This is a genomic window from Paucibacter hankyongi, from assembly GCF_037482915.1.
Classification (GTDB): domain Bacteria; phylum Pseudomonadota; class Gammaproteobacteria; order Burkholderiales; family Burkholderiaceae_C; genus Paucibacter_A; species Paucibacter_A hankyongi.
Genome location: NZ_JBBHJX010000004.1, coordinates 292030 through 307833, shown reverse-complemented (window position 1 = coordinate 307833; position 15804 = coordinate 292030). Strand labels below are relative to the sequence as shown.

The 15804-nt window shown below is 61.3% G+C and carries 12 protein-coding genes and 1 tRNA gene; 3 read left to right on the top strand and 10 right to left on the bottom strand.

From position 1 onward, the window contains the following. Positions 1-341: 341 nt before the first annotated feature. Positions 342-2087 carry a bifunctional metallophosphatase/5'-nucleotidase gene (locus WG899_RS09495; RefSeq protein WP_339595389.1) on the top strand — a complete coding sequence of 582 codons (1746 nt, stop codon included), beginning with the start codon at positions 342-344 and terminating at the stop codon, positions 2085-2087. A gap of 90 nt (positions 2088-2177) precedes the next feature. Further along, positions 2178-3812, top strand: coding sequence for a response regulator (locus tag WG899_RS09490; protein ID WP_339595388.1), 1635 nt, complete (start codon positions 2178-2180; stop codon positions 3810-3812). Positions 3813-3935: 123 nt separating this feature from the next. Here WG899_RS09490 and gbpA read toward each other — a convergent pair whose 3' ends face one another. The 10 genes from gbpA to WG899_RS09440 all read right to left on the bottom strand — a co-directional run bounded on the left by gbpA (position 3936) and on the right by WG899_RS09440 (position 13034). Further along, complete coding sequence (gene gbpA, locus WG899_RS09485; RefSeq protein WP_339595387.1) at positions 3936-5390, bottom strand: N-acetylglucosamine-binding protein GbpA; 1455 nt, start codon at positions 5388-5390, stop codon at positions 3936-3938. A 619-nt stretch (positions 5391-6009) separates the two neighbouring features. Continuing rightward, positions 6010-6249 (bottom strand): hypothetical protein, encoded by a 240-nt coding sequence (locus WG899_RS09480; RefSeq protein ID WP_339595386.1) that lies wholly within the window; start codon positions 6247-6249, stop codon positions 6010-6012. A gap of 75 nt (positions 6250-6324) precedes the next feature. After that, entirely contained in the window at positions 6325-6852 is a 528-nt protein-coding gene (locus WG899_RS09475; RefSeq protein WP_339595385.1) for a hypothetical protein, read from the bottom strand. 1650 nt (positions 6853-8502) lie between these two features. Then, positions 8503-9252: a Rha family transcriptional regulator gene (locus WG899_RS09470; RefSeq protein ID WP_339595384.1), complete on the bottom strand. Its 750-nt coding sequence runs from the start codon at positions 9250-9252 to the stop codon at positions 8503-8505. After that, positions 9252-9548: a helix-turn-helix domain-containing protein gene (locus tag WG899_RS09465; RefSeq protein WP_339595383.1), complete on the bottom strand. Its 297-nt coding sequence runs from the start codon at positions 9546-9548 to the stop codon at positions 9252-9254. The genes WG899_RS09470 and WG899_RS09465 overlap by 1 nt, the downstream gene beginning before the upstream one ends. After that, positions 9545-9787, bottom strand: a complete 243-nt coding sequence (locus WG899_RS09460; RefSeq protein WP_339595382.1) for a helix-turn-helix transcriptional regulator — start codon at positions 9785-9787, stop codon at positions 9545-9547. Before WG899_RS09460 ends, WG899_RS09465 begins: the two co-directional genes overlap by 4 nt. A 115-nt stretch (positions 9788-9902) precedes the next feature. Next, entirely contained in the window at positions 9903-10508 is a 606-nt protein-coding gene (locus WG899_RS09455) for a hypothetical protein (RefSeq protein WP_339595381.1), read from the bottom strand. A gap of 103 nt (positions 10509-10611) precedes the next feature. Beyond that, positions 10612-11949 (bottom strand): tyrosine-type recombinase/integrase, encoded by a 1338-nt coding sequence (locus WG899_RS09450; RefSeq protein ID WP_339595380.1) that lies wholly within the window; start codon positions 11947-11949, stop codon positions 10612-10614. Positions 11950-12071: 122 nt separating this feature from the next. Then, positions 12072-12145, bottom strand: a tRNA-Gly gene (locus WG899_RS09445). Positions 12146-12155: 10 nt separating this feature from the next. After that, positions 12156-13034 (bottom strand): dioxygenase family protein, encoded by an 879-nt coding sequence (locus WG899_RS09440; protein ID WP_339595379.1) that lies wholly within the window; start codon positions 13032-13034, stop codon positions 12156-12158. Positions 13035-13231: 197 nt separating this feature from the next. Here WG899_RS09440 and WG899_RS09435 point away from each other — a divergent pair, with 197 nt between their 5' ends. Then, complete coding sequence (locus WG899_RS09435) at positions 13232-15745, top strand: ABC transporter permease (RefSeq protein WP_339595423.1); 2514 nt, start codon at positions 13232-13234, stop codon at positions 15743-15745. The last annotated feature ends 59 nt before the right edge of the window (positions 15746-15804 follow it).

The following is a 15804-nucleotide window of genomic DNA, read 5'->3' as shown; positions in this document are numbered from 1 at the left end:
CTAGCACTTACCCGAGAAGCCACAAAAAAACACATGGCGCAGGCGTAATTCGCTTCCGGCTCGGAGTGTGACAAGCCATTGTTCAAGTTCCGTGACGGTTTTTGAGGGCTGTCGCGGCTGTTGTATGCCTGCGACAGGATGGCCGCGGCGGGTGGCAATTTCCTGGCGCTAAGATCCGCCGCCCGAGCCATCTTGGTGGTGCCTGCTGGCGGAAGTCCGAGTTGTTCGTCGGCGATCCGCACTGCGCACAAAATAGGTGCCACGGCAGTTGTGGCGGCGCCCTTGCCGGGCGGCTGTCTTTCATCGTTCCGAATTTTCACGGCCGCAGGGCTGACGCTTTCATGAAGACAAAAGCCTTCGAATCGATTCAACAGACTTTGCTGCGCGAGACCGTGCCGCACTGGCTGCGTCCCAGCGGTTGGGCCGGCATGGCGCTGTTGGGCCTGGGCGTCTTGCAGGGTTGCGCCGTAAGCTCCAGCCACCCGGCGGCAGAAGCTGCGCCACGTGAGTTGACAATTTTTTCGATCAACGACTTTCATGGCCATATCCAGCCCAAGTCGCCGACGCCCTTGATGCCTCGCTTGCCCGATGCGCAGACCGGCGAGATCAAGCCCCAAGCGGCCGGGGGTGTTGCGCATCTGGCTTCGGCCATGAGCAAGTTGCGGGCTAATCGCGAGAGCAGTGTTTTTGTTGCGGCCGGCGATTTGATCGGTGCGTCGCCCTTGTTGTCGTCCTTGTTGAAAGATGAGCCCACCCTGGCGGCCATGGGCGACTTAGGACTGGTGGCCAGCGCGCTGGGCAACCATGAGTTGGATGCCGGCTTGCGCGAGTTGCAGCGCAAGGCCAATGGCGAGTGTGCCGCTGAAGGCTGCGTCTGGCCGGGCTTCAAAGGCCCAGGCTTTCCTTACCTCGCGGCTAATCTATTAGATGCACAGACCGGCAAGGCGATGTTGCCAAGCCATGTCATCAAGGAAGTGGCCGGATTCAAGGTCGCCTTTGTCGGCGCCGTGACGCGCGATACCCCCATGGTGGTGGTGCCCAAGAGCATTGTCGGGCTGCGTTTCGCCGACGAAGCCGACACTCTTAACGCCTTGATTCCGCAGCTGCGGGCCGAGGGGGCGCAGCTGCTGGTGGCGGTGATGCATGAGGGCGCCACCCACACCGGCGGCGCCAATGATCCGACCTATGCTTGCCCGGGCTTGCAGGGGCGTGGGGTCGATGTGGCCAAGCGTCTCGACCCGGCTTACGCTGTCATCATCAGCGGCCACACCCATCAGGCCTACACCTGCAAGATCAACGGCCGCCTGCTCGTGCAGGCTGGCAGTTATGGCGGTTGGGTCACGGAAAGCCGCTTGAGCTTGGATGCGCAGGGCAAGGTGCTCAGCGCCGAGGCGGTGAATCACCCGGTGTTGCAGTCGGTGTATGCACCCAATCCGGCCTTCGTGGCCCTGGTACAGCGGGCCGCCGAATTGACGGCCGCCGTGCGTAACAAGCCGGTGGCGCAACTGGCGCAGGGCGCCCAGCGCAACGCTTCTGCGCCGTTTGGTGATTCGACCTTGGGCAACTTGGTGGCCGATTCGCAACTGGCCTATGCCAAGAAGCGAGGCCCGGCCGATCTGGCCTTGATGAACCCCGGCGGCATTCGCGCCGACCTGACGGTGGAGGCCGGCCGGCCGGTGACGATGAGCGATCTGTTCGCCATTCAACCGTTCGCCAATGAGTTGGTGGTGATGACGATCAGCGGCGCGCAGCTGCGCGAGCTGCTGCAGCGGCAACTGCCCAAGGGCGATGCGCCGGCGCGCCTGCTGCAGGTTTCCAGCAGCTTGCGCTATCAATGGAGCCAGGGGCCGGATGGTGTGGCCCAACTGGGTGAAGTCAGCGTCGGCGGCCAGGCACTGGACGAGTCGCGTCGCTACCGCCTGGTGGTGAATAACTTCATGGCCGAGGGCGGTGATGGGCAAGGCGTGCTGCGCCAAGGCACTGATCGGGTCAGCATTGGTGTGGACATCGATGCCATGGTCGAGTGGTTGAGCGAGAACCCGCAGGCGGCGCAGCAAATCCAATCTGGTCGAATTGTGCGCAGATAAGTCGGGCATGTGCCTGGCCAGTTCCGCGTCAAGCGTGACGCTCTTGTTGTGCTGACCGACAATCAAGCCTGACCAGAGGAGAGGGCGCCAGTGCAAAAACTGCTGCGTGGCCTGCCGGGCGGCATGGATGCCAGTCGCTTGCGGGCCCTGATCATTGATGAAGGTGAACTGACGCGCTCGGTGCTCAGCACCATGCTGCGCGACATCGGCCTGCAGCATGTGCATTCGGCCCGCCGACCCGAGGCCGCGCGACGCATGATCAAGGATGCTTCGCCGGCCTACGACATCATCATCACCGACTTCCATTTCTCGCGCCAAAGCTCGCACGACCTGACCGGCCAAGATCTGCTGGACGAATTGCGCCAGGCCAAGGGCCTGCCGATGCAAACCGTCTTCATCATGGTGACCGATGAGGCGCGCTACCATCACGTGGCGGATGCCGTCGAAGGCGCGCTCGACGACTACCTGCTCAAGCCCTTTACCGCCCGTCAATTCGAGGAGCGGCTAGAGGTCATCCTTGAGCGCAAGCATGCTTTGCGTGAGGTGTTTGCCGCCATCGAGGCGGGTAATTTCGCGGCCGCAGCGCAACTCTGTGAGGCCATTTTTGCGGTCAGCAGCACCTACAAGGTTTACGCGGCGCGGATTGGCTCCGAGCTCTATTTGCGCTTAGGGCAGATCGATGCAGCGAGGCGCATGTTTGAGGCGCTTTTGGCCTTCAAAGCGGTTCCCTGGGCCCGGCTGGGTCTGGCCAAAATTGATCTGGCCAATGCCGATACGCAGGTGGCTTGTCGAACGCTAGAGACTTTGCTGGCCGAGAACCCCGCTTATGTCGACGCCTATGATGTCTACGGCCGTGCCTTGCTGGAGGAGATGGACTTTGCTGCCGCCGTGGAGATGTTCGGCAAGGCGGTGCAGATCACACCGGGCAATGTGGCCCGCCTGCAAAAGCTCGGCTCCCTGCAGTTGTTTCTCGGTTACAGCGATGCGGCCGCCAAGCATTTGGGCGCAGCGCTCAGCATCGGGCAGTTTTCGCGGACCTTGGACTATCAAGGTGTGGTGGCGCTGGGCATTGCCTGTATTGATCAAGCCGATGCCGATGAGTGCGAGCGAGCCCTCAAGTGCTTGCAAGAGGCGGTGGCGCGCTACCCGGCTTACAGCTTTCGTCTGCAGACGCTGCAACTGACGCTGGAATGCGCGCTGGCCTTGATTCTGCGACGCCAAGACGCTGCCCTTGCTGGCTTGGCCAGGCTCGGCTCGCAGCTCGATAACCCCGAATTTACCTTTGAGATGGCCAGCAATTTGCTGCAGTTGCTGGCCCGCTGCGCAGGCCAGCAGGGCATTCCGGAAGCCTTGCCATGGGCCGAGCGGGCGGCGCGGCGCTATGCCATTTCACGCCCGCGCACCCGCTTGCTTGAAATGGCCGCCTCGCCCTTGATGTCCTTGGAGTCCGCCGTTCACAAGGCCGCCTCTCAAATCAACGAAGCCGCCCGCGAGGCCATGTCGCATTTGGTCAGCAAGCAGCATCAGCGCACACTCGAGGCCTTGTTGGCGTTGGCGCAAGCGAGCCTGAATATGCGCATCATCAACCTGGCTCGTGCAACCTTGGCCCACCATGGGCAGCACCTGCCCAAGGCGCATGCCGAGCGCATGCGTGAGGACATTGATGAGTTGCACGGGCGATTTGTCGATGGCGGCCGCCGCATTGTGGAGCGCAAGAGTTGGTGATTGGGCGCCTCCGAGTCATGTACGGTCATTCGGCCGCGCCTGACTCGAAGTAAGGCCTGAGCACGAAAGAGGACGGTACGGCGCAGCCCGGCTTACGCCGTGCTGTGCCGTCCTCACGCGGAGTTAGCGCGCGATCCAGGCTTCTGGCCAGTGGCTGCCCAGGCCCGGTTCAAAGTGCGAGGCGCCCGTGCTCCATTGCGTGCAATAGCCGTTGTTCGGCCAAGCTCGGCAGGTGTAAACGAGGCCGTTCTTGGGCTGCAGCACGCGGGTGCCCGCCTTGTAGTTCTTCAGCCCGTCCGGGAAGCGGTAGTCGTAGCTGCCGGGTTGGGGCGGCTGAGGCTCACCCGAGACAAACATCAGGTCATAGGTCTTCTGAATCAAGGCACCGCTGCCTTTGACCACGCCCTTGATCACCAACTGATGGTGGCCGGGCAGCGCCTTGTCGACCGTGATGCGCAAGGCTTGGCCGCTGTTATTGAGCTTGGCCGTGGCCACACCCTTGGTTTGGCCGCCGTGATCAAAGACGCTGGCATTGACCTCGATCTCGCCGACGGCGGTGAGCGTGAAGCTCAGGTTGAGCGGGCCGGCACTGGGGATGACATGCTGCGCGGCCAAACCTGCCACCCACAAGTCGGCTCCAATGGGTGGCGCAGCTTTGTCGATTTGCACCTCGACGCGTTGCAAGCCACTGTCCTTGCGCACGAACACTTCGTTTTGTCCTTGCACCGGGGCAATCGTGCCGTTGGCCGCCATCTGGCCGGCGCGCAACAAGGCTTGTTCGGTATTCACCCGGCTGGCTAGCAAATAGGGCCAGGTGTTGCGCTCGCCTTCGGCGTCGGTGTTGATGGCAACGCGAGTCTGCAGGTCCGCACGCTCGCCATTGGCGTCGAACACGCGTGTGGCCACTTTGTCACCGGCCTTCAGGTCCACCGAGGGAAAAATGGTGCCCTTGGGCAACCAGTTCGCCACCGGCGGCACCGGGGGCGTTGGTCCGCCGTCTTGGAACATCGCATCGACGATGTTGTAGAAACTGTTGGGGGTGTCACCCACTTCCCAAACGCCCAAAATCAGCTGATAGCCGTTGCGCTGGGGCACCTGGCATTGATGCGTCACCACCTTGGCCGGCTGACGCATGCCGCCATCGACCACGCAAAAAGGCTGGCTCTCAAAGGCGGCTCGACTGAGGCGAAGGTTTGGGTTCCAGCCTTGCTTGGTGATGTAGTAGCGCCAGTTGCGCGTCACATGATTGGCGGTAAAGGTCCAACTGAAAGACTGCGCGCCGGCTTGCATGGCGCGCTTGGTCCAGCGCGTGGCCGTTTGCTCGTCCATCGGCGAAAACTGCACCAGCCCGGCGCTCGCCAATTGGCCATCTGCAGGCCCTCGGTCTGGGAAGCCCGATGGACCCTCCAAGCTCTGAGGCTCCCACTGAATGGCGCCGCAAGCACTGTTGCCACCACTGCGACACAAGGCGTTGCGTGACTCGGGCACGCTGATATAGCCATGCGCCCAGGCCGGCCGGGCCTGTGTCAAGGTCACCAGTGCGCCAAGCGCCATAGGCAGGAACTTCCACATCTTCATCGCTATCCCCCTCTATCAAAGAAGGCGCGATTGTGAGGGTGATTGGTCTGCAATTGGTCCGCGCTAACGAATGCTTACAGCGGAGATGAATGCGACACATCTGGCCAGTGACCAGTCGCTTGCCGATCTGTAAACGCAAGCCAATAAAAAAGGCCCGAGAGGACCCGGGCCTTGCGCTAATTCTTGTATCCGGTGGAGCGGGTGATGGGAGTCTAAAAAATGGCTGTAAGTCCCGTAGTTACGGGCTTCGTTATGGGTTGAGTTGAATTTGTTCCCCGGTTTGTTCCCCGGTTTTACATGTGCTACCCCCTCTTTTTGGGCTTTGTTCGCTATTCGCCCTTGCTGCTGGCGCTGGTGGTGTGCTGCGCTAGAGCTATGCCTTTCCATCCCGTCGCCGCTCGAAAGGGCAGGGCCGGATCGCTCAGAACTCCCCGTCGGGAACTCTCGCGGCCTGCGCGCCCTAGCGGCTGCATCTGCGGCCCTGCAAAGTCAATTTAGGCGACGGTCTGCGCCTGGGGAAGTGTGGGCCTCACGCGCGCTTACTGGTCAGCCTTTAGGGCCTGACAAAACGCAGCCTCGCGCGCGCGTATTGATCCGCTTTCGACAGACGCCGACAGTTTTAAGGATTGCCGAATATCGAAGAAGGCAGCATTGCCCGGAATTCCTCGGGGCTGGTGGGCAAGGTGCGAACCTCGCATGTGCCAGGAACCTGGATAGCCTGGGGGTCGCGGCTCAGAGCCTCAGCTTCAGTAAAACGACAGGGTGAGCGCTGCACCTTCCCGGTGGTTTCGCTCCGCATCTTCCAAAACCAATATTCAGCAGTTTTCATGCCTTGGATGGTCACCGGTGGGTCGCTCATGGGGTGAGCCTTCCAGAAACAACAAAGCCCGCATATTGGCGGGCCTCGGGAGGTTTAGGAATTGCTTAGGCCGATTTAGGCGGCTGGCGCTGCTTTCCTTGTGCGCTTTGGTGGAATCAAGCCGGGAACCTTGGCCTTGAAGGCTTGAAACGCTTTGTCGCATGACGCCCTGAAGAATCTTCGGCTCTGTAGTTCGCTTTCGTACCTTCCCGGTGCTGATTGCTTGTGTAGCTCTCTTTCCAGCTCTGCCTTCTTTCTCTGGATAGTCCTAGTTTGACTGTCGCTGTTTGCCTCCATCCAGAACAACTCCCACCAATCGCCGTGCGCCCAAACCTTCATTGGGCCTTTCAGCCCCTCTGGCCTATGGCGGCTCAGTCTGAAGCGGCATTTGCCAGCCACCCAGTGAACCCGGTCTACACCCTCAGGCCATTTAATGTCCTGGGGGATGATGCCTTCTTCCTCTAGCTGGGCTCGGGTGCCATAAATCGAAGCGAAGCCCCAAGCGGTATGCATTTTCACGACCATCTCGCGCGCCTGTTGCTGGGTTGGCTCGGGATTGCTAGTCGTGTCGGCGTGGGCGTTGGGTTGAGTGGCGTTAGCCATGATGGCTCCTATTGAACAGGTTTTGAACCTACCGCTCTTCGTCGCCAAACAAAGGGGCGGCAGACCGTGCGGGGTTGGCGAACCGGCAATAGGAACCGGCACACCCGCGAGGGTGTCCCCACACGGCCCGCCATTGATGGGGCCATGCGCGCAGCATTACGCGGACGTAAAAAAGCCGCTATCCCTCCAAAGGTGGCGCGGCTGCTGCGCCTATTGAAACCGAGTCGCCAAACTCGCATCGCTGATGTGCAGCGACGGGGACAGTGTGCCATAGCTCGGCCTCGATGCCCACCAGCAGCGCCAGCCCTCGCGCGCGTGCGCGTATTGCTCCGAATTGCCTTTCCCGGCCTTTGAAAATGGCATGGGCTGCGATACCCGCCGTATTTGTCAGCCTCGCGCGCGAACTTGCCATGATGTCGAAAGACGCCGATAGCTTTGTGGCCTGTCCGTTTTTTGCCCGTTATTTAAACCGGGGTGAGCCCCTGAGCCTTGACCCGCCAGGGTTTGAGAGTCCATGCCCTTGCTAGCCGTAGGCGGCCTCGGTGCGCAGTCCTCGCGCGCGTGCGCGGAATTGGCGGCACCCTTGCTGAAACCTTGCTGCTTGGCTGTTGCGTTCTTGTTGCAGGCTGTTGCGCCTGGGCCTAGAGCTTTCTGCTTTCGCCATTGTTTTTAGACCGGCAAACTGTCGGCTCAAAAGTGAGCCGTCGCCTGAATGGAAAAGCCGCACCAGTTGCCCGATGCGGCCTCAGTAATTCGCTGTACTTTACTGGCGGGTCTTTTGCGAATTTCCTCCTTTCCCTGGTATTGGATTCGCCGCCTTGAAGCCTTCAGCCGGTTATCGAGCGCCGGTTTGCGCTGGTTGCCGATAGCGCCTCTTTCACCCACCGTTCAGCGCCAGCCCTTGCGCGTCTTGCAGGCTTAGGCGGTGCCTTCCGATAGCCGCCGATTGCCTCATCCCACAAGGCCGGGTCTTGATCGCATTCCCGCACTCGCTCAAGTTCGCAAAGTTCGCACTCTTCGGCTGTGTCGGTGCTGGCCGTTGGTGCTGGCGCTGCTGGCCTTGCTGTCTCCCTTTTCAATACAGCAGATGGTTTATCTAGATGGTCTCCGTGAGAAGGTGTAGAGAGAACACCAGAAACGGCCTCTATTGCTCCGTGAGAAGGTGTAGGCGGGGGCCTCTCTGCTCCGTGAGAAGGTGCTATTGCGGGCCTCTCTGCTCCGTGAGAAGGTGTAAGGGGTGCGTTTTTGTTTTCCGGTGTTTTGCGATATGCCCCGCGCTCGAAAGCCGCCGCCGCGCCAGGATCAAAGCCGGGGTGTCGGTCGAGTGTTTGCCAAGTGATCGCGTACCAACTGGCCTTGTTTGGGCGGTGCCCCTTAACCATCTCGCAGATAAACCCGCCGTCTATCAGCTCTTGCTTGGCTCGTCGAATCACATCGGCAGACTTCCAGCCGCGTTTGCCTAGGTAGGCTTGGCTTGTGAGTAGTCGCCCGTTGTTGTCCCTCACATACTGGCGGGCAATCTCCATTAGCAAAGACCGTGCGGTGTGGCTTAAAAGGGCGTAGGCGGGGCAATCAAGCACTGCCCAAGGGATGGCAGCGAACCCGCCAGAATCGCGGCCTGACGGGGCCTTGTTGCGGCCATTGCGCCCGTTAGCCATCGCTGCCCTTCTGCGGCCCTGTAAGCTGCGGGGTTACCTGGGCCTGCATGAGTGCTGCAAGTGGCTCCAACACCCTTTTGGCTCGGCTGTAGCCGTCTTTGTGATCGGCGGCCCCCTGCATGGCCTGTGCTGCCATGCTTTGCGCAACGATCAAGAGGGCCTGCTGAGGGACTGGCGCGCTGGATCGCTGGCCCGCGTCAATGCCCGCCACCTTGTTGACCAGCCGATTGAAGTTCATGTGAACGAATCGCTCATTCTCAGAACCTGCGGCCAAGTCTTGAATGGTCTTGTGGGCTGCGTGATAGCCGGGCAGGTACTCGGCCCGCCGCATTTCGGCTGCTCGGCGGTATTCGCCAAAAGCCTGTGTCAGCTTCAGCTTGAGGCTTACCGTGCGCTCTGAGTTCCGGGAAAGGGACAGTAGAAAGTTCGCCTGATCCTCGTTCAAGAGGGCAAACCGGACGGCTTGACCTTTGGCCGAAGGTGCTTTTTTAAAAAGCAGCTTTCCTGCGGCTTTGAACTTCTCGGCGTAGCGGTCAATCAAGGCCATGACGGGGCGATGCCCAATTCCGAGATGGCGCGCAAGTAGACGGGTATCTGCTCGGCGCTCCGTTTGGCAATCCACAAGCTCAAAGGCTTTACCCTCGGCGCTGGCGCTGCTACATTCCCCTGCGACTGCAAAGACTTGCTCTTGCTCGATGCCCTGCGCCGCTCCACCGGCCAGGGCATTTGTCTTTGCGGCCATCATTGGGCACCCCTTGCCAGCGAATACACGCCAACGCGGTGTAGCTCGCCCGATTCGGTTTCGACTGTGCGCCAGGTGGTGGTGATTTCAAAACCGGCCTTCACCAGATTGAGCTTGCGCGCCCTCGGGTCGTAAATGTCCAGATAGCGCGACGCCTCGAAGGTTGTGCAGTGGCCCAGCGTTTGCAGCGTCTCCAGCAGCCGCGCTTTCTGCGGCGCTGTTGAGTCGCCCTGGTGTCGGTCGCGGATCGCGTACAAGGCTTGCAGCCGGGCGTCGTCGATGGGGCCGGCGGTCATGCTGCCACCCTTTGGGCTTGAATAAATGCCCGCACATCGGCTGCGCGAAAGCGGGTGCAGCGCTTGCCCATCTTCACAATCGGCAATTCGCCAGCGGCGACTTTGCGGTAGATGGTTGCAGACGATAGGCCCGTGGCCTGGGTGACGGTCTGCATTTTCAGCAGCGCGTCAGGGAGTTGCAGCGCGTGAAGTGGCTGCTCTGAGCGGGTCTGTTTTCCTAGGTGCTTTGGTGCTTCCATGTGAGCCTTCCTGGTTGGGATGGCTCAACTTTGGTGAGTAGCTTCCTATTTGTGCCCGAACTCGGTTTTCGGTTACCGAAATGCCTGTGTTTTGAAACCGAATTCGGGTTGAACTCTATGATTGGCGCGGGTTTGCGGGCAGGATGGTGGCTTTGGCTTCCTTCAGGTAATTCCGCACCGTGTCCTCGTCGATGTTGATTCCATGCCTTGCAAGATCCTCGGCAATTTGCCTAGCTGTGCTGCTTCTTGCGGCTTTTGGGTCAAATCCATAGGAGTCAATAGCCATCCCGGCCACCAACCTAAGCAAGGTGTTGCGCTCCTTTGTGCTTAGCGGGCGCTCAATCTGATCGTTTGGCCTAGGAACATTCGCGTCCGGTGCAGGGGCATCGCTCTCGGTTTCGTCCTTGTTCCCCGGCGGCGTTAGCTCGGCAATTCGAAGTCGTAAATGCTCGATGTTGCTTACCGAGTAGTCGCGCGTAACCTGCACAAAATTGGCCAGCCTGAAGAGGTAAACCCAAATACGGACAGCCAAGTCCATCAACAAAACCAGTATCGGAATAGTGGTTACAAGTGCCTGAAAGAAGGACTTCTTACTTTCGTAGAGCTCGGGCAGGTATTGCTTGACCAAGAACGTTGCGGTGAAGGCGCACGCTGCGGAAACAACAAACGCGGTAAATGACTTGTTCAAAAGACCATTTGGTCCCAATGCTCGGCTACTCATGCATCCCTCATGCACCCCTGTTTGATAGGTGCCGCGCCAGTCCGTCAGGGAACGGGTTTTCGGGGATCAGCCTAGGCGCAGCGAAACTGGATTGTGCAGTGGGTCAAGCCGCCTTGATCGGGATGATCTGAGCACCGGCCCGCAGTTGGTCGAGATAGTCGGCCCATGTCTGCATCATCTGGCGGCGCTGCTCTGCCCACTCGGCGCGGTCATAAGCGCTGCCCAACGGGCCTTTTTTGCCGTGCCCTAACTGCGCCTCCACCATGCCTTCGGGGAAGCCTTCAATGCGCTCTGCCAGCATCGTGCGGGCCATTGCTCGGAAGCCGTGCGCTACATGCTCGTCGTTGCCGTAGTCCATTCTGCGCAAGGCTGCATTGATGGTTCCATCGCTCATGGGGCGTGCGCTGCTCCTTGCGCCGGGGAACACATAGCGCCCATGCCCGGTGAGCGGTTTGATGGCCTTCAGAACTTCGATAGCTTGCCGTGCCAGGGGTACTAGATGGGCCTTGCCGTTGGCTTTCTCTTGCTTGGAGCTTTTCATACTCTTGGCCGGGATCGTGAGCATTGCGCCGTCCAGGTCAACCCATGCCCACTCCATTGCACGAATGTTCCCCGGTCGCTGAAAGAACAGGGCCGACAGCTTCAGCGCCGCCACAGTTGTGGGTTGGCCGGTGTAGCCGTCAATGGCCCGCAGCAAAGCGCCAGCCTCTACGGGGTCTAGGACTGCTGAGAAGTTCTTGGCAATGTGCGGCTTCAACGCGCCTTGAAGGTCTGCCACCGGGTTGCGCTCGCATCGGCCAGTCTGGACGCCATAGCGGAACACTTGGCCCGCCATCGCCTGAAGGTCTTGTGCCGTGCTGAGGATGCCTTTTGCCTCCACTTTGCGAAGTGCAGCCAGCAGGGCAGGGGCCTTGATTGAATCCAGGGGCAAGCTGCCAATTTCGGGGAACAAGTAAAGCTCATTCATGCGAATCCACTTGGTTGCGTGGCCTTCGCTCCAGCCCTCGGCCTTGGTGCCGTGGAACTCCCGCGCCACGGTCTCATAGGTGGTTGCATTGCTGGCGGCCTTCGCGATCTTGTCGGCCTTGCGCTTTTGCACCGGGTTGACGCCGCTCTGCCGGGTCTTACGGGCCTCATCGCGCGCAAGCCGTGCGGCCTTCAGTGTCACCTCTGGGTAGCTGCCCAGCGCCAGCCGGGATTCTTTGCCATCAGGGTAGAACTTCCAAAACCAGCGCTTTGCCCCGTTGGGCGATACCTCCAGGTAGAGGCCCGCGCCATCGGTCAAGCGCCGCCGCTTCAGCTCTGGTGGGCAAGTTGCGTTGAGGCAGTCGGCATTCGTCAGCATGGCGGAATCTCCGGGGGAGTGGGCGGGAAACCGGGGAACGTAAACCGGGGAACTGTTGCCCCGATTTGTCCCGGTGTCCCGGTCTGTTCCCCGCATTGTTCCCCGGCCTGCTCTGCGCTGTAAAGCCCCGTTGTGATCCGTCCTGACGTAAAAAAGCCCCTAAGTCGTTGATTTACTTAGGGGCTTGATAGGGTCTGAATCGTTGTGATTCGGTCATCTGGAGCGGGTGATGGGAATCGAACCCACGCTATCTGCTTGGGAAGCAGAAGTTCTACCATTGAACTACACCCGCATGGCGGGGATTATAGGGGCGCGTCGGCGCAGAGAGTTCGCGCTAGCGACTGAGCTTGTGGACCGAAGGCGTAGGCGTCCATGCCCAGGGCGCCGAAGGTGAGGCTGGCGTGAATGCGCTGGGGTGCGTCGTTAGAACCGCCGGCGCCGGCGGCGATGAACCAGGGCAAGAGATGTTCGTCGGTCGGGTGCATGGATTCGGCATAGGGGGCTTGTCTGCGGTAGTCGAGCAGCGCCGGCCAGTCGAGCGCGGCACTGCGGGCCAACAACCAGTTGCGGAAGGCCGCCGAGGCCGCAATTTCCGGCGCGTCAATGGCTGGACGCGGGCCACCTGCGCCGAACACCAGGCCGAGGTTATGGGTGATGCTGCCGCTGGCAATGATCAAGACGCCAGTCGCCGCCAACGGCGCCAGCAGGGCGCCCAGCGCAAACTGTTCGGCGGGGCTTGCCAGAGGCGCAAAGGCCAAGGGCAGCACGGGCACATCGGCATGTGGGTAAAGGTAGCGCAGGGGCGTCCACGCGCCGTGGTCCAGGCCCCCTTGCGAACGGCTTTGTATGGTTTGGCCAGCCTGGCTGGCCAATGCAAGGACTTCAGACGCTAAGCCGGGTGCCCCGGCCGCGTCATAGCGCAGGCTGCGCAGCAGAGGATCAAAGCCGCCAAAGTCATAGATGGCGCGGTGTTGAGATCCGCTCCACAAAGTGGGCTGCGATGCCAGGCAATGGGCCGAAATACTCACGATGGCGCGGGGTCTACCAAAACCCTGATCGAGACTGCGACCCAGCGCTTGCATGAAGCTGCCGGCTTCGCGGGGCTCCAGTGCCGTCATCGGCGAACCATGTGAAATGAATAAGGGCGGGAAGTGCGAGGCTTGTGTATGGGTGAGCGTCATGATGGCCCTATTGGATGCGGCTTGCGCACATCTGCGGTGGCAATCGATTGAACGCGACGTTCAGGACATTTGCATGCGACCGGCAGCGTCACGGCGGAGTCGCTACAGTGCGGAGCATGAGCACATCCAGCATTGAGACCTCTACCGTCGCCCTAACGCATCGGCCCCAAGGCTTGCAGGCGCCCAGTGTCCTTCGCATGGCCTGGCGGCAACTTTGGCGTGATTGGCGGGCCGGCGAGTTGCGCTTGTTGATGCTGGCCGTGGGGCTGGCGGTGGCGGCCGTCTGCGCGGTCAGCTTTATGTCGGACCGGCTTGACCAGGGCTTGCGCCGCGATGCAGCACAGCTGATGGGCGGCGATGCGGTGCTGATCAGCGATCAAGAAACGCCGCAAGCCTTGCTGACACTGGCCGATGACTTGGGGCTGATGCGGGTGGGGAGCGCCAACTTCGCCAGCATGGCGCGCGCGTCCGAGGCCCAGGGCGGGGCCAGTCGTTTGGTGGCTGTGAAGGCGGTGGGGGCGATTTACCCCCTGCGCGGACGGCTGCAACTGGCGGATGGGCGCGCCGTAGCGGCACCTGCGGCGGGTGAGGTGTGGGTCGACCCCGGTGTGTTGACGGGGCTGGGGCTGAGCCTGGGTGATCGCTTGCAACTGGGCGAAAGCACCTTGCGAATCGCTGGTGTTATCGCCAGCGAGCCCGACCGAGGCGCCGGGTTTTTGAACTTTGCGCCGCGCCTGATGTTGGCGGAGTCTGATCTGGCGGCCACTGGCTTGGTGCAAGCGGCCAGCCGCGTTAGCTATCGCCTGGCTGTGGCAAGCAAGCCCGGCGATGGGCGGGCGGCCCAGCGGGTGGCGGACTTTAACCGGCAAGCCCTGGCCTTGATCGAACGCTCGGGCTGGCGCGGTGTGCGGCTCGATTCGCTCGAAAGTGGCCGGCCCGAAATGCGCCAGACCTTGGACCGTGCGAGCAAGTTCTTGAATCTGGTGGCCATGCTGGCGGCCTTGCTGGCCGCCGTGGCGGTGGCCTTGGCTGCACGTGATTTTGCCGCCCGTCATTTGGATGACTGCGCCATGCTGCGCGTGCTGGGTCAGCCGCAAAGGCGTATTGCCTGGACCTATGGCCTGGAGTTCGCCATCGCTGGCCTGGTCGCCAGCCTGCTGGGTGTGGCGGCTGGCTTGGCTTTGCATTTCGTCTTTGTTGAGTTGTTGGCGGGTCTGCTGAATGTCACCCTGCCTAATCCTGGCTGGTGGCCGGCCGCCTTGGGCTTGGGCCTGGGTATGAGCTTGCTGCTCGGATTTGGCCTTCCGCCGGTGCTGCAATTGGCCGCCGTGCCGGCCTTGCGGGTGATCCGGCGCGACCTGGGCTCCTTGAATGCCGGTTCGCTCCTGGTGCTGGGGGCCGGGGTGATCGGCTTCGCTGCAATTTTGCAGGTGCTCGCCGGTGACCTGCGTCTCGGTCTGATCGCGGCCGGTGGCTTTGGCGTCGCGGTGCTGCTGTTTGCCTTGTTGGCCTGGGGCGCGGTGCTGCTCTTGCGGCGGCTGGTGCCCTTGAGTGGTGGCGCGGTCGCCGTGCCGCGCTGGCTCTTGTTGGCCACGCGCCAAGTGGCGGCTCGGCCGGTGTTTGCCGTGGTGCAGGTCTCGTCCTTGGCCGTCGGCTTGTTGGCGTTGGCCTTGCTGGTGCTTTTGCGTACGGATCTGATCGACAGTTGGCGCGCGGCCACGCCGGCGAATGGACCGGATCGCTTTGTGATCAATATTCAGCCCGATCAGGCGACGGACTTTCGTGCGCGTTTGGCTTCAGTGGGCGTGGCGCGTTATGACTTCTATCCCATGATCCGCGGCCGCCTGATTGCTATCAATGGGAAAGAGATCGGGCCGCAGAAGTTCAGCGATGACCGGGCCAAGCGATTGGTGGAGCGCGAGTTCAATCTCAGTCATTCGGAGCGTTTGCCCGAGCAAAGCCAGGTGATCGGCGGGCAATGGGTGAATGACGAACAAGATGGCTTGAGCGTCGAGGAGGGACTGGCCACCACGCTGGGCCTGAAGCTCGGCGACACCTTGCGGTTCGAGGTGGCTGGTGCCTCGGTGGAAGGGCGCATCAGCAGCCTGCGCAAGGTCGATTGGGCCTCGATGCGGGTGAATTTCTTTGTGCTGTTTCCGCGAGCCGACATGCCCGAGCTGCCGCGTACCTTTGTGGCGGCCTTCCGCGGCCCGCCAGGTGATGCACTCGACCGCGCCATCGGCCGCGAGTTTCCGAATGCCACGGTTGTCGATGTGTCGGCGCAGCTGAATCAAGTGCAGGGCGTGTTGAATCAGGTCATTCAGGCGGTGCAATATCTGTTCGCCTTTTCCCTGGCCACCGGGTTGGTGGTGCTGTTGGCCAGCGTCAACAGCACGCGCGAGGCGCGGACCCGCGAGTTCGCCTTGATGCGGGCCCTGGGCGCCAGCTCGCAATTGCTGGCACAGGTGCAACGTGCCGAATTGCTGGGTGTGGGCTCGCTGGCTGGCTTGCTGGCCGGGCTGCTTGCACTGCTGCTGGGCGGGCTGTTGGCGCGTTATGTGTTCGGCTTTGCGTGGTCGCTGAATGCCTGGGTACCGCTGGTCACGCTCTTGGTTGGGGCCTTGCTGGCCTTGATGGCGGGCTGGTGGAGTCTGCGTGGGGTGCTGAAACGTCCGGTGACACAGACCTTGCGCGAGGCGGACACGCAGTAGTCGGTTCGCAATAAAAAACGGCGGCTGAAGGCAGCCGCCGTAGTTGATGCTCAGGTCTT